12 protein-coding genes, 2 pseudogenes and 1 riboswitch are annotated in these 14,501 nt (G+C 43.6%); of the genes and pseudogenes, 7 read left to right on the top strand and 7 right to left on the bottom strand.

All coding sequences use genetic code 11. The features are described 5' to 3' along the window. The first annotated feature begins 37 nt into the window (after positions 1-37). The 4 genes from HU830_RS05700 to HU830_RS05685 all read left to right on the top strand — a co-directional run bounded on the left by HU830_RS05700 (position 38) and on the right by HU830_RS05685 (position 4,807). Positions 38-697: a type 1 glutamine amidotransferase gene (locus HU830_RS05700; protein ID WP_176942813.1), complete on the top strand. Its 660-nt coding sequence runs from the start codon at positions 38-40 to the stop codon at positions 695-697. An 89-nt stretch (positions 698-786) separates the two neighbouring features. After that, entirely contained in the window at positions 787-2,553 is a 1,767-nt protein-coding gene (locus tag HU830_RS05695) for a thiamine pyrophosphate-dependent enzyme (protein ID WP_176942812.1), read from the top strand. Between the two features lie 210 nt (positions 2,554-2,763). Continuing rightward, positions 2,764-3,516 (top strand): gamma-glutamyl-gamma-aminobutyrate hydrolase family protein, encoded by a 753-nt coding sequence (locus tag HU830_RS05690; protein WP_176942811.1) that lies wholly within the window; start codon positions 2,764-2,766, stop codon positions 3,514-3,516. A 4-nt stretch (positions 3,517-3,520) separates the two neighbouring features. After that, positions 3,521-4,807 (top strand): APC family permease, encoded by a 1,287-nt coding sequence (locus HU830_RS05685; protein ID WP_176942810.1) that lies wholly within the window; start codon positions 3,521-3,523, stop codon positions 4,805-4,807. A gap of 77 nt (positions 4,808-4,884) precedes the next feature. Here HU830_RS05685 and HU830_RS05680 read toward each other — a convergent pair whose 3' ends face one another. From HU830_RS05680 to HU830_RS05665, 5 genes and pseudogenes are all read right to left on the bottom strand, one after another. After that, positions 4,885-5,364, bottom strand: a complete 480-nt coding sequence (locus HU830_RS05680) for a YbaK/EbsC family protein (protein WP_324196332.1) — start codon at positions 5,362-5,364, stop codon at positions 4,885-4,887. A 201-nt stretch (positions 5,365-5,565) separates the two neighbouring features. Continuing rightward, a pseudogene (locus HU830_RS05675) lies at positions 5,566-6,087 on the bottom strand (RNA-guided endonuclease InsQ/TnpB family protein); the annotation flags it as partial. Next, positions 6,087-6,284 (bottom strand): annotated as a pseudogene (locus HU830_RS09265) (IS607 family transposase); the annotation flags it as partial. The pseudogenes HU830_RS09265 and HU830_RS05675, both read right to left, overlap by 1 nt. Before the next feature lie 64 nt (positions 6,285-6,348). After that, positions 6,349-8,331: a cation:proton antiporter gene (locus HU830_RS05670; protein WP_176942808.1), complete on the bottom strand. Its 1,983-nt coding sequence runs from the start codon at positions 8,329-8,331 to the stop codon at positions 6,349-6,351. A 24-nt stretch (positions 8,332-8,355) separates the two neighbouring features. Next, positions 8,356-8,952 carry an ECF transporter S component gene (locus tag HU830_RS05665; protein WP_176942807.1) on the bottom strand — a complete coding sequence of 199 codons (597 nt, stop codon included), beginning with the start codon at positions 8,950-8,952 and terminating at the stop codon, positions 8,356-8,358. A 127-nt stretch (positions 8,953-9,079) separates the two neighbouring features. Then, positions 9,080-9,262: riboswitch (Lysine riboswitch) on the top strand. A gap of 95 nt (positions 9,263-9,357) precedes the next feature. Between HU830_RS05665 and HU830_RS05660 the strand changes: the two genes are divergently transcribed. Beyond that, positions 9,358-10,797, top strand: a complete 1,440-nt coding sequence (locus HU830_RS05660) for an amino acid permease (protein WP_267463546.1) — start codon at positions 9,358-9,360, stop codon at positions 10,795-10,797. A 62-nt stretch (positions 10,798-10,859) separates the two neighbouring features. On the opposite strand, the gene HU830_RS05655 is transcribed toward HU830_RS05660, so the two are convergent. Next, positions 10,860-12,089, bottom strand: coding sequence for a D-alanyl-D-alanine carboxypeptidase family protein (locus HU830_RS05655; RefSeq protein WP_176942806.1), 1,230 nt, complete (start codon positions 12,087-12,089; stop codon positions 10,860-10,862). A gap of 111 nt (positions 12,090-12,200) precedes the next feature. Next, positions 12,201-12,332, bottom strand: coding sequence for a hypothetical protein (locus tag HU830_RS09030; RefSeq protein WP_267463545.1), 132 nt, complete (start codon positions 12,330-12,332; stop codon positions 12,201-12,203). 198 nt (positions 12,333-12,530) lie between these two features. Between HU830_RS09030 and HU830_RS05650 the strand changes: the two genes are divergently transcribed. Next, positions 12,531-13,232 (top strand): Bax inhibitor-1 family protein, encoded by a 702-nt coding sequence (locus HU830_RS05650; protein WP_176942805.1) that lies wholly within the window; start codon positions 12,531-12,533, stop codon positions 13,230-13,232. A 61-nt stretch (positions 13,233-13,293) separates the two neighbouring features. Then, on the top strand, positions 13,294-14,469 hold the full coding sequence (locus HU830_RS05645) for an MFS transporter (protein WP_176942804.1): 1,176 nt from the start codon (positions 13,294-13,296) through the stop codon (positions 14,467-14,469). Positions 14,470-14,501: the final 32 nt, after the last annotated feature.

Here is a 14,501-nt window from a genome sequence, read left to right as displayed (position 1 = left end):
AAGACTAATAGTAAATAAATCATGAGGAAATTTTAATATGACGACGATCCGTATTGCTTATTTATATGAAGACTTAATGAACACCTACGGTGATGCTGGCGACGTAAAAATCATTCGTTACCTCTTAGCGCAAGAAGGATACAGCAGCACCGTTGACAACATCAGTCTTGGCGATGATTTCACAGCTTTCGATTATGATTTCTTGTTCTTCGGCGGAGGACAAGATTTCGAGCAGTCGGTCGTCGCTCGAGATATTATGCGCCACAAAGAAACTTTAACGGCTTATATTGAAGCGGGCCGGCCGATGCTTTGCATCTGCGGCGGTTATCAATTTTTGGGGGATTACTATCAGACCAGTGGTGGGGAAACTATCAAATGTTTAGGCATTTTACCATTGCATACCATCTTTAACCCCGAAAAAAGAATGATCGGTGATACCCACTACCAAACCGAATTCGGAGAAGTTCACGCCTTCGAAAACCACAGTGGCCAAACTTTCTTTGATGATCCCCAAAAATTACAGCCCTTTGGCAAAATGATTACCGGTTACGGAAACAATCCCCAAGATGGGGTTGAAGGTTTGCAATATAAGCAGACAATTGGGAGCTATTCCCATGGTCCGTTGCTCAAAAATCTCAATATTGCTCAAGAACTAGTTAAACAAATTTTAGCTTCAACAACCGCCGACCCAAGCTAGTTGCGGTTGTTTTTTTTACTTTCGTTTTACAATAGTTTTACAATAAGGGTAGAAATCTTTAAATTATTTCAAGAATAGGAGTGTTTATTATGGCAAAAATTACTGCTGGCCAAGCCTTGGCCCAAGTTTTAGTTAACTGGCAAGTTGATCATCTCTACGGAATTACCGCGGATTCGATTAACAATACTGTCGAAGGCCTCTATCACGAACGAGAACACTTGCGTTATATTCAAGTCCGCCATGAAGAAGTCGGCGCTTTAGCCGCTGCTGCTGATGCCAAATTAACTCAGCAAATTGGCGTCTGCTTTGGCTCCGCTGGCCCGGGAGCGGTTCATCTTCTCAATGGTTTATACGAAGCTAAAATGGATCACGTGCCCGTTTTGGCCATTGTCGGTCAAGTGGCTTCAGGCTTAATTAACACTAACTTCTTCCAAGAAATGAATGAAGATCCGATTGTGGCTGATGTTGCTGCTTTCCACCAACAAGTAACCACCGCCGATCAAATTCCTTACGTAATCGACCAAGCGATTCGCTACGCTTACCAACACCAAACCGTCGCTGCCGTAATTATCCCCGATGATTTAGCCGGACAAGAGATTGATTTTACCCTAGCTTCAACCCCTAATTTAACCGCCGCAACTATGCAACCCAAGCCTCAAGCGACTGCCGACCAAATTCAAACCGTTGTTCAAGCTTTGAAACAAGCCCAAAGACCGATCATGTGGCTGGGACGGGGCGCTCAAGGAGCGCAAAAGGCCGCGGTGGCCGTCGCTGAAAAATTCAGCCTGCCAGTTTTAAGTACCGTTCCGGCAACCGGAGTCTTTCCCACTAATCACCCGGCCTTCATGGGTTCGCGAGGCCGACTGGGAACTAAACCCGCTTTTGAAGTCAGTCAAATTAGTGATTTAATTTTATCGATTGGTTCTAACTATCCCTTCGCTCGTTTCTTGCCTGAGGGGGTGAAATTTATTCAAGTAAACAATAATGGTGCCGACTTAGGCAAGCAATTCTCGGCCCAAGAGGCGATCCTAGCTGATGCCTCGGCCTTCCTTGAAGCCTTAACCCAAGTTCCGGACCAAATTCCCGCAACAGCTTTCTTCCAAGCTGCTAAAAAAGATAAGGCTAATTGGGATCAGTGGTTAAAAACTTGCGCTCAAGATGACCAAGATGGTCTCCGGGCTGAAGGTGTCATTCAAGCCGTTAAAGATTACAGCCACAAAGACGCGATTTATGGTTTAGACGTTGGAAATAATACCGAGTGGTCGATTCGCCAACTGCCCTTTGACCAGCAACAAAAGTTTGCCATGTCTCCTTGGTATGGAACGATGGGCTTTGGTTTGCCCGCCGGATTAGCTGCCCAATTAAGCTATCCTGAGCGGCAAGTTTGGACTATTTCTGGTGATGGTGGTTTCGCGATGGTCATGCCGGATTTAATCACCGAAGTGAAGTACCAACTTCCTGTCGTGAATATCGTCTTAGACAATCAATCTTTTGGCTACATTCAACATGAAAAATTGGTCAATGGCCAATCAATGTATGGTATCCCCTTAAATCAAGCCGACTGGGGCCAAATCGCCCAAAATATGGGAGCTCATGGCTTTACTGTGCATAATCTATCTGAACTCCGGCAAGCTTTTGAACAAGTTCAAAAATTCCAAAGTCAAAATGATCCCCTCCCCGTAGTCATTGATGCCCAAATTCAAAATATTGATCCAATTGATACTAGCTTTGTCGCGGTCAACGAAGATACTCTCCCGGCCGAAAAGATTGCTCAATATCGCCAGCAGTATCAAGTAGATGAAAAGCAGCAACCTTCTCTGCAAACCCTTTTAAAACAACAATCGAAAACTAATTAGCCATCCAGCAGCAGCCGAATGAGACTCAAAACTCTCACTCGGCTGTTTGGCGATCGCCAAACTTATTTCTGCCTATTTATAAATCCGCGCGTCCCTTTATCATGCTTTCTGTAAGAATAACTAAAATATATTAATCATTTTTCCTTGACGTTTAATGATCAAAAAATTAGAATTAATAACTAATTTTAATTTAGAAAGGAGTTGCGCTGCTTGCGGCCAATTATTGCAGTCACCGGCGATTCCCTCGTCGATCCATCACCAATTATCAATTTGAACTACGCTGATATGGCTCCCCAAATGATTAAAAATGCTCTTTTACAAGTTGGGGGAACTCCGATTATTGTTCCCTTTCCCGAGGATCCGAGCCAAATTCCCGCCGTGGTCCAAAGTGTCCTGCCCCTCTTTTCCGGTTTAGTTCTTCCTGGAGGGCCTGATATCGATCCAACTCTCTACCATGAAGAACCGCGACCTCATTTAGGTCGGACTACTTACCCTAAAGACTTATTTGAGCAAGCTTTAATCAAAGCCACTCTTGCTGCGGGGAAACCCATTCTCGCGATTTGTCGCGGTTTACAAATTCTCAATGTTACTTTAGGCGGTAGTCTTTACCAAGACTTAGCGACCCAAGGACCGGCAGAGCAGCTCCAACACGCCCAAACTGCTCCCGGACAATATCCTACCCACCATATTCAAATTAAAGCGGGTTCAACCTTGGAGCAATTAATGGGTTCCAGCGCTTATGTTAATTCCCGCCATCACCAAGCCGTGCGGCAATTGGCACCCGGACTGAAGGTTGTTGCCCAAGCTAGCGATGGGATTGTGGAAGCCGTCGAGGACCAAGCTCAGCAACAAATTTTGGCCCTGCAATGGCATCCAGAAAATATGTGGCCACAAGATCGACAGCAATTAGCTCCCTTTCAAAAATTAGTTGATCGAGCGCAAGTGTTTAGAGAAAAGGATTAACCCCATGAATAATAAAGATAAGTTAGGCTTCGCTAGTGTTCTTTTGTTCGGAATTAACGGGATTATTGGTTCGGGAATTTTCTTACTTCCCGGAGCTGCGGCCAAATTAATGGGACCGGCCAGTATTTTCGTTCTCCTCTTCGATGCTTTCTTAGTGATTACGATTGCCCTTTCTTTTGCCCAAGCTGCCAGCTTTTTCGACCGCGATGGTGGGCCTTATCTTTATGCGCAAGCTGCCTTTGGCAAATTTGTCGGCTTTGAAGTTGGTTTTGTAACTTGGGCGGTTCGGATTATCGCGGAAGCAACAATGGCCGTTGCTTTTACCACTGCCCTTGGGGCCACTTTTCCCGCTCTTAAAAATGCAACTGCCAAAGTAAGTGTTATTACTTGCTTGATTGTTGGCCTAGCCTTGATGAATATTGCGGGCGTCCGTTTGGCGAAAGTGGTCAACAATATTATTACTATTTCCAAATTAATTCCTTTAGTTCTCTTCATCGCTATTGGAATTTTTTGGATTCAACCGCAAAACTTTACCCCTTTATTTCCCGGAGGCAGTTATCACTCCGGTAATTTCGCCCAAGCAGCAATTACTCTCTTCTACGCCTTTACCGGTTTTGAAGGAATTGTCGTTGCTGCTGGAGATATCAAGGATGCTCCCAAGAATCTCCCCCGCGCGCTCCTTTTAATCATGTTGACTGTCGTTAGTTTTTACATCCTGATTCAAGTTGTTTGTATCGGCATTTTGGGGAATAAATTAGGGAGCAGCAACGCCCCGATTCAAGCCGCCTTTACGCAAATTGGCGGTCGTTTAGGAAACGCGGTCGTCGCTTCAGGAACTTTGCTTTCCACCGGGGGCTTATTGGTCGCTTCCAGTTATATTACTCCTCGATCGGGGGTCGCTTTGGCAGAAAATAAGATGATGCCGCAAATCTTAGCTTGGCGAAATCAACATCACGCTCCCTGGGTGGCAATCTTGACCAGTATGGTTTTAACGCTCGCCATTGCTTGGTCGGGAACCTTCAGTTTCTTGGCGCAAATTAGCGCTATCTCTCGTTTTGCACAATATATTCCAACCTGTTTGGCAATTTTAGTTTTTGCCCGACAAAAATCTCGTGACTCCCAAAAGTTCCATCTTCCTTGGGGTCCGGTAATTCCGGTAGTTGCCATTTTAGTTAGTTGCTGGTTGCTAATTCAGGTTCCGCTGATCCAACTACTCTTCGGTCTGGGAGCCCTGATAGTTGCCATTCCTTTCTACTTGGGTATGACTTGGCAAAAAAAGCACGCCGCTTAAAATTTAAATTCTAACCAAAAAGCGTAATTTCCAGTTTAGAAATTACGCTTTTTTAATTGGCAAAATAAGTCTTATTTTTATTTAGAATTTTCTAACTGCCAGCCTTTGCCAACATCAACCCAACCTTGAGCTTGAGTTGCTTGTTCTAGTTCCGGAATTGAACGCGCAATTGTGCTCTGCAAACTTCCTCCCGCAGCATAAACGGTCGTAAAGCGGCGCAAAGATTCATCCAAATAGACTTGAACCCCCGAATTCACCGCAAAAGGAGTCACTCCTCCTGGAGCATGACCGATAGAGGTTTCCACTTGGTCAAAAGGAATCATCTTCACACGACTTTGAAAACAGTTCTTAAACTTCCGATTATCTACCCGAGCATCTCCGGCGAGGGCAATCAGGATTGGCTGTTCACGAACCAAAAAGGTCATTGATTTCAAAATCTGACGCTCCTGGCAAGCCAAAACTTGAGCCGCATGAGTTACCGTATCAATTGGCTGTTCATGTTCTTGGACCCGATCTTCTAAGCCAAAGGGTTTTAAATATTGACGCACAGCTTCCACAGACAAATTAAGAACCTGCTATGCAAAATATGGAGAAATATAGTAAATCACGAATGATTTCTATATTTAAAAAGGTTGCATATTTCCTTTCTTTATTTTACTTACTGCCGTTATGACGCCAGTATTCCGATATTCCATCAAGGAGTAATCTCATTGACCAACTATGACAGCATCAGGGCTTAGCCAGCCCCCTTGAGTTTTTTAGATTAAGGCTAACAAGTTAGCCGCGGCGTTCTCGTCCCGATCGAGGAATGTTCCACAGGCCTAACAAACGTATTCCTTATGCTTCATCTGGTGTTTGGCGTTTCCTTGGAGGGTGATTTTATCGTTGCCAGACTTAATCTGACCGCATTTGGAGCAATGCTGAGTTGATGGATAATATCTATCCGCAAGAATCAGTTCTTTGCCGTACCATGCACATTTATAACACAATACTTGCTGGAAATAACCAAACATTGACCGCTGGAGTCCTTTTGAAGCAACGTGGCTCATTTGCATGTCCTTAACTGCTAAGTCTTCGATCACGATTTTGTTGTAATTCGTCACCAGTTTCGTTGTGAATTTTTGCATAATATCGTGCTGAAGATTAGCAACCTTTTGATAAAACTTAATGCGTTGGTAAAGCTTTTTTAAATACTCAGGCAAGATATTAATGACCCCGGCGGTGTAATTTAAATGACCGACATTGACGTCAACGGCGGAATACTTGCCCGTCTCAGGCTTAGGATTCCCTTGGCATTAGCATAAGTTTGAATGAACTTAATTTGATCTCTCAGATTATCTTGCTATCCACTCGTTGAAACACGAGCATACGCCACAACTTTCTTAGCCGTAGGCTGATCATCAAGATAGGTCTGATACTGATCTTCCGTATAATAACGTCGATTTGTCGGAGAGCGGTGGGCGATGAACTTACCTTTTAGCTTAGTTTTTTAATTAAAAAAATCTACTTTCCCAAAAAAGTAGATTACTAGCTTTATAATTCTAATCATCTGAAGTCAGGTAAACGAACTGATCGGTCGAAACTTTTTCATTCAAAGCGGTGGCTAATTCGGGCGTAATTTTGCCCGTCTTCGCTGCTTGTTGAATGTAAGAATACTCGTACTGAAAAGACTTCATTAATAACTCTTCTTCTACCGCGCTGCTCGTGTGCTTTTGATTCATCCGTTGGTGACGAATCTCATAGTAATGGCGGACAACTCGAGTTGCGGCCTTATTTTCTGGCCGCTGCATCCGGCGGAGATAAGTCATAATTGCCCGATAGCCCCAACTTTCCATCCGCCGAAAAATTTGGTGTTGATCGACATCAACTTGATCAATCGCCGTCGGCAAATACCGGGGAATCCAGCCCGGATTTTTGGGAGCTGGTTTCTTGTGGGAAAAAGTCATCCGCATCATTTTCCAACCCACCCGCAAGCGAATGATGGGATTAACACTGGCGTGTTTGAGATAAGACCATTGTTTCCAGTTGTAACGGCGCGCATTTTCGTAACTGATCTGACCGTTACGGGCGTAATCATTGATAATCGCCACTTCCAAGTTTTGCGTCCGCTCTAACATCTGCGCCACTTGTTTGAAACTGGCCTGTTCGTGGTGTCCCCTCTGACTATTAAGCAGGGTAATCACCCGACTGGCGGCCAAATAGTCATCATAGTCATTAGTTTGCAATTCCTGGGTCGCGTAATCTACCATCTTCACCAAATTTCGGTTGAATTCGCGCATCGTAAAAGAGCGCTGTTTCGGTTTCAAAATCCGCGGCAAAAAAATTGTCGGAATCACTAAACTCAAAACAATCACCACTTCAGAAATAAAGATCATATCCGTCCGAAAAGGTAAGAGATTCTTTTTGACTACTAGAGGTAAGGAGAAAGCCATCGCTAAATTAATCGTTCCGTGCATCCCACTCAAAGCAACGATTAAGCCATTTTTTCCTCGCTCGCGTTGATGCCGGAAAGGAATCTTGACCAAACCAAACCAAGTCCATAAAAAACGAAAGACAAACATCAAAACATACAAACCAATCGAAAGTTCCAAAAGGACCGATAAATGAAGTTGACTTGATTGCGACAATTCGATCATATTTCGCGGTAAGGTTACGCCCAACAAGACGAAAACGAAGCCGTTCAAAAGACTGGATAAAATTTCCCAACTGGTCGTCAAGACGACTTGATTAGAAGTCGAAGTCAAACGGAGCCGTTTTTGATAAATTCCATGAACAATTCCTAAAGCGACCACGGCTAAAATTCCTGATAAGTGGAATTCTTCTGCTAACCAATAAGCCAAAAAAGGCGCAATCAAGTTAAAGGGTAAAATAATCGCGGCCGCGTTAAATAAGCGTCGCTGAAAGAAAATCTGAATTAGGACAAATAAGAAACCTAAAATGACCCCTAAACAAACTCCCCCGACAAAACTAACGAAGAAACTTTCCAAACCTAAAGATAGCGAAAAATGACCCGTTCGAAAGGCAGTTAAAGCGACACTCAAGGCAACTAAACCCGAAGCATCATTAAATAAGGATTCATTTTCCAAGGTTTCCATGAGAAGTTCCGGCATTTCAATATTGGAAGTGATTGAAGATACCGCTACGGCGTCCGTCGGCGTGACAATGGCGGCTAAACAAAAGAGTAAAGCAACCGGTAGGACCGGCCAAAACCAGTGCGCCATCAGCCCACTAGCCACAATAGTTACGACCGCTAAAACCACCGCCAAAGAAAGGGTGGAACGAAAATTTTTACGTAAACTCGTATAATTGGTTTGTTGACCCTCATTAAACATCAAGGGTGCTAAAATCATTAAAAAGAATAATTCCGGATCTAATTGAAAATGATCAAATTGGGGAAACCATGATAAAGCAAAACCCGCCGCAATCTGATCAAAGGCTAAGGGAATACTCGGATAAAGGGAATGGACAATATTAGCGACAACTGTTGCCGTCACTAAAAGTAGCGTATTTAAAAATATTTCCACAAAAAGCCCCCTTTAGCAAAAAGTTTAATTATCTAAAAATTTATTGGCCCGTAAAAGCGCCAAACTGATCATCGGAACCAAAATAACTGCCAGCAACAGTTCGGCCAAACCATTGGTCGCCACAATTGTTAAGAGCACCTGATTCAATAAATCCGCGGACACATGATAAGCCCGCATTAAACCACCAGGTGCTAAAAGGCGCATTAAAGCTAAAACCACCGTAGTATCTAACAAAGAGCCGACCGCAGCAGCCAGCATTAAGCGAATGCTTGGTGGCCAAGAAAAGTGTTCTTTAATTACCCGATTGACCCAACCGGCCAGATAGCCGACTAGAATTCGGGGAAAAACCGAAATTACCGGATTGATAAAAACTAAGGTATCTAACAAACTTGTTGGCGCCGCCAAAGAACGAAACCAAATTCCCAAACCCCAAATTAAGCCCAGTAAAGCTCCGTCATTGGGACCCAAGACTACGGCCGCGACAATCACAGTCAAATGGACAATTGTAATATTGATCACACCCAAGGGAATAAAACCCAAAAAAGGGACGGCAGATTGAACTAAAACTAAAGCAATTAAGAGGGCTCGAATCGCCAAACGATAGGGTCGAGCTTTTTTCATAACCTTAACCTCGAATTATTCTAATTATATTTAAATTATACTACAAAGTAGTTAAGATTTTAAAGCTCCTGCGATCATCATCTATTGACTTTACGCAAATTTTACTTAAAATAACATTTAGTATATCAATCAAAGAAGAGGTTGCTAAATCTACTAGTCAACGTTGCGAGTTGTTGTAGCAATTTTAACCAGCGTTAAACAGAGCTTTAGCCGAAATTACTTCCTACTACAAAAGGTCGTGATTGGGTCTAGATTGCATAAGTCTAGAACTGTCGTAGCAAAAATTTAGCTACGGGGCGCTATCTACGATTAATAATCCTAGTAGGTCTCTTTGGACATTATCACGCTAAAGGGGCCTTTAATCGTTCATAGAGTTCTTCTTGCGATTTTGAGGAGGAACAAGTTTTGACGAACCAAAAAAATCAAGTCCAGCGCAAGCTCAAAACCCGCCATGTTACCATGATTGCTTTGGGTGGCTGTATTGGAACTGGACTATTCATGACTTCTGGGTCAACCATTGCCACTGCCGGTCCTGGTGGGGGTCTGGTCGCCTACATCGCCATGGGATTAATGGTTTATTTCTTAATGACCAGCTTAGGCGAACTGGCCACTAATCTACCCGTTTCTGGTTCTTTTGCGACCTACAATGGGCGTTATGTCGATCCAGCCTTAGGCTTCGCGATGGGCTGGAACTACTGGTTCAACTGGGCCATCACCGTGGCCGTTGATATTTCTACCGCCGCTTTACTAATCAAATTTTGGCTCCCCGATAGTCCCGGCTGGGTCTGGAGTCTCTTGATTTTAGTCTTAATCTTTTTAATCAATGCTTTAACGGTCGCTACTTTTGGCGAAACTGAATACTGGCTTTCGATTATTAAAGTGGTCACCGTTATTATTTTCTTAATCGTTGGTTTAGCCATGATTTTCGGAATCCTCAATGGTCCGGCAGTTGGTTTGAAAAACTTTACCATTAAACAAGCGCCTTTTGTCGGCGGAATTCCGGCCATTATCAACGTTTTCTTGATTGCCGGTTTTTCCTTCCAAGGGACTGAATTGATCGGGGTTACTGCCGGTGAATCCAGTCATCCCGAAAAAGCCGTTCCCAAAGCCATCAACGATGTTTTCTGGCGAATTTTGCTGTTCTATATCTTATCGATTTTTGTGATTGCCGCCTTGATTCCTTATACCAGTCCCAATTTATTACGGGCTGCTGCTGGAAATATTGCTGTTTCTCCTTTCACTTTAGTCTTTAAGCGCGCCGGTCTAGCCTTTGCGGCCAGCTTGATGAACGCCATTGTCTTGACCGCTGTTTTATCCGCGGCCAACTCCGGAGCCTATGCTTCAACGCGCATGCTTTATGCTCTCGCCCAAGATCACTGGGCTCCCAAAATCTTCGCGCGAACTACTAAGCAGGGGATTCCCCTCTTTTCTTTAATTGCCACCACCTTAGTTTCCTTAGCAGCGTTTGCCACCAGTATCTTTGGACAAAAAATCTACATGTGGTTAGTTGCCGCTTCTGGTTTAACCGGCTTTATTGCTTGGGTGGGAATTGCCTTGAGTCATTACCGTTTTCGCCGGGCCTTTGTTAAACAGGGGCACGATTTGAGCGAATTAAAATATCACGCCAAGCTCTTCCCCTTGGGTCCAATTATTGCTTTAATTTTATGTATCGTGGTGATCGGGGGACAAAATATCGATGCCTTCATTCATTGGGATTGGCAACAAATCGGAGTTACCTACATCGGTTTACCACTAGTCTTGATTCTCTACCTCGGCTATAAATGGAAGCATCATACGAAGATTATTCCCCTGGAAGAAATCGACGTTTCGGGAGAAAAATATTAAAATTAATTCAAAAAGGAGTTCTGCAAAAATTGCAGAACTCCTTTTTGAATTAATTTTAGTTCTTAGTTTCGGCGCCACAAGGAACTGATCTTCTGCCAGCAACTGTCCCAAAAAGATAAACGAGCAATATCTTTTTGTGGATAGTAACGGACCGTTGGCCGAAGGTCAAGGTAATCATTTAACTCGGTCTGGCGAAAGACTAATTTTTGGGTGGCGGCCACTGCCTCGCGTGCTAGCGGAGCCGAACGCGTTTGTAAAGTCCCCACTAAGGTCACCGTTTGTTCGGGACTGGCAAAAACTTCAGGAACCACTTTTCTCCGTAAGGCTACTTGGCTATTAAGTGTCTTGGCTCGCAGAATCTTGGCTTGCTTAACTGCCGGGACTGCCAGCACTTGGGTTTGTCGGTCAGTCTGGCGCAAAAGTTGCAGCGTCGCCGCAAAAGTTTGTTTATCAGGCGTATTTAAAACCACGGTGAGCACCGGACGATTTTTTAAAGTGGTATAGCCAATAAAATTTTGGCCCTGATTGCTGGTGGTTCCAGTCTTTAGACCCTGAAAGTGATATTGGGTATTAGTTAGTAATTCATTCGTATTGACGATCTTTTGCCCGGTCGTCCCCGCTTGGGGAAATAAGGCTTGGCGTTGACTAGTCAGATTTAAAATCTGAGGAAAACGCCGGACTAATTTTCGCGCCACCAAGGCGATTTCCCGGGCCGATAATTCGGTCTGGGCTTGACTAGGAACTTGTTGATTTTTAAAATTCTTCAAAGCGCCATTTTCTAAACCCGAAGCCGAATAAAAATGAGCCTGTTTGATTCCCCAAGCAGCTAATAACTTTTCAGCCTGCTGACAATAAGCCGTTTGGGAACCAGACACCAACTGGGCTAAGACCATGGCCGCAGAATTAGAGGAAGCTAGTAAAGCAGCCTGCTCCAATTGTTCAATTGTGTATTTTTGATTACTATTTAAAGGAACATTGGCAATCGTTTGGTCCTGACTGAATTGCACTAAAGCCGGCGGAATGGAGACTGCTTTTTGCCGCGCCAATTTTTGTTGCGCAATCGCTTCTTCCGTTAAATAAATCACGACTAACTTGGCCAAAGAAGCAATGGGCAAACGCTGACGGTCATTTTGACTGGCCACTACCTGCCCGGTTTGAAGGTCAACCAAAACGGCGGCCCGGGCGGCTACTTGCGGATGAACGACTGCGGCTTGGCTAGTAAACAAACTAACTTGGAACCCCAAAATTAAAAGGAGGGCGCTTATTCCACCCCGTAAAATTTGCTTCCGCATTATTCTCCCCCGATTATTTTTCTTAAGACTAAAAACGCTAGTCCTTAGAAACTTTAATTTTTATTTTACCAATAATGATTCCCCGAACTCAACTAATCTCAGCTCCAAAATCTATTTGGGAGCACTACTATTCATCAATTCTTGTGGTGAAACTGAGTGCTGCTGCGTTTGTAAAATGGGAAACAGCAGTAACAAAATTACCGAACTGAATAAGATTAGTAAACTCAAAACTTTTTTCTTCAAAATCATTTTTCCTACTTCCGACTGGAGTTGGCGTCTAAGCAACACCAAACAATTATTTTAGCGTACTTAAGCGTTAGAAAAAGTGCTTTTAGAAAAAAATTTATCTCGCGGGGTTAATTTTCAAATTTGCGTTTCGGAAACTTTTCTTGTAGGCTAAGGGGAAGTAGAAAATTTTAACAGATATGGAGATGATTAATAATGAACAATACCATCGAACGAACTGACGCTAATGGTTTAGCCCGTTTTTCAGCTTTGGTTTATTTATATACCGGTTTAGGAGTTGCCTTTTGGACTTTGTGTGCTTGGGCCTTAGCCAAGAATCAGGCTTTCTCGATGCCTTTGTTACGAGCTGCTAGCCGTCATCCCTTCCTAGCCTTGATTGTAGCGTTAGTAATTCCTATTATTTTAATTAACCTATGTAATTCTTTGGCCCAACGTTCCTACTTTTTGACCTTTGCATGTTATTTAGCCTTTTTGGCTACTTTCTCTTTATTAGGGATTCCGTTGTTCTACATGTATTCGACTCAAAATATTGTCCAAGCTTTGGCCACAACTTCGGTAATTTTTATCGTGATGGCGGGCTACGGTTACCTGACCAAGTCCGACTTGATGCGCTGGAGTAAAACTTTGATGCTTGGTTTGATAGCCATCATTGCGGTTTCTATCTTGAATTTGTTCTTCTTCAAGAGCGCAGTTGCGGTTTTGATCATGAACGTTTTGAGTGTGATTATTTTCATGGGTTATATCGCTTTTGACTCTCAGAACTTGAAGCGCATTTATCAAAATGTTCCGGCTACTAGTTTAGGAGCGGTCGCTCTAGTGGCTTCAATCAATCTAATTTTAGATTTCATCAATATTTTAATTAGCATCCTTTCAATTTTTGGTAATAATAATAATTAAGAAACACCAAAAAGGCTATCCTTGAGGGGTGGCCTTTTTTGATGCAAAAGAGGTTAGAAATTTGCAAAAAAAACAGAATTTAACAATTTTAGTAGGAATTATTGCTTTAACTACGGTAACCCGCCTCGACTCCGTCATGGCCCCGTCCATCGTTAAAATTCAACAATCTTTTCCCCACGCCGACCCGACTCAAGTTGAATCCATCGCTTCGATTGGGGATGTCGCTTCGATGATTGCTTCCTTTATTTTTGGCTTTCTCTTGACCAAAATGACTTATAAGCAAGCAGCAACTATTGGTTTGAGTCTTTTGGCGGCTGGGGGGCTATTGCCGCTTTTCATTCATCAAAGTGTTAGCCAGTTGATCTTCTTTGCCCTAGTCGTTGGCTTAGGGAGTGGGGCGATTACAACCGTTTTACCGAGTTTATCAGCGGCCTTTTACCAAGGTAACCGCCGCTCCAATCAATTTGGTCTCAACGTTGCTTTAGAAGACGGCTTTGCGATGGTCTGGATTGTCGTTGGTGGTTTCCTGGCCAGCATCAGCTGGGTCCAAAATTACTTGGTTTATTTAATCACCTTGGTCGCCCTGCTTTTGGCCCTCCTCTTTGTGCCTAATGTTAAACCCAGTGACCATTCCGCGACCACAAGTAAGCAAGATCAAGCTAACCATTGGTGGCTAATTATCAGTTTAATTTTGATTTCTTTCTTCGTCGAAGTTCTGGTTGCCGTGATGTCCAACAAAATGGCCCTCTATTTAAACCAATATCAAATTGGTGGTCCCAGCACCGCGGGCCAAGCTCTGCTCTTTGTTCGTGCGGCCTCAATTGTCGCGGGCGTTTTGATTAGCTTCTATCGTAAAGCCTTGGGTAATTATCTTTTAGCGGCCGGGTTTGTCTCTATTGTTCTGGGAGCAAGTTTATTTTTAAGTGTCCATACTTTTTGGTCCAGTGCTCTGGGAGCCTTTCTAATCGGTAGTGGCGGCTCCGTCGCTTTGATCACCATTCCTTTTCTGCTTTCTAACTTGGCCTCGGCCACCGTTTATCCCATCGTGATGGGCAGTTTTTCCGCGCTCACCAGTCTGGGTTTTGCCTTCTCCGCTTGGTTTTTCAAATATACGGCGCCACTGTTCAGCTCCAACTCCCTGACCGGAACTTTCATCGCTATGATTGTGGTTAGCGTCCTAATTATCCTCGTTCTCGTCATTAGCAATTTACAAAAACGGGCCACACCGGCAAATTAAACTTTAATTTCGATTTTTAATGTTGTATCCTC

Origin of the sequence: Bombilactobacillus apium (assembly GCF_013385145.1) — a bacterium.
GTDB classification, from domain to species: Bacteria; Bacillota; Bacilli; order Lactobacillales; family Lactobacillaceae; genus Bombilactobacillus; species Bombilactobacillus apium.
The sequence above is the reverse complement of the archived record's forward strand: the minus strand, read 5'-3'. Positions and strand labels throughout refer to the sequence as shown.

Coding starts and splice junctions, on each gene's coding strand:
- HU830_RS05700 (WP_176942813.1), top strand. CDS start 38: ATGACGACGATCCGTATTGCTTATTTATATGAAGACTTAATGAACACC.
- HU830_RS05695 (WP_176942812.1), top strand. CDS start 787: ATGGCAAAAATTACTGCTGGCCAAGCCTTGGCCCAAGTTTTAGTTAAC.
- HU830_RS05685 (WP_176942810.1), top strand. CDS start 3,521: ATGAATAATAAAGATAAGTTAGGCTTCGCTAGTGTTCTTTTGTTCGGA.
- HU830_RS05665 (WP_176942807.1), bottom strand. CDS start 8,952: ATGAAAAAAGCTCGACCCTATCGTTTGGCGATTCGAGCCCTCTTAATT.
- HU830_RS05655 (WP_176942806.1), bottom strand. CDS start 12,089: ATGCGGAAGCAAATTTTACGGGGTGGAATAAGCGCCCTCCTTTTAATT.
- HU830_RS05650 (WP_176942805.1), top strand. CDS start 12,531: ATGAACAATACCATCGAACGAACTGACGCTAATGGTTTAGCCCGTTTT.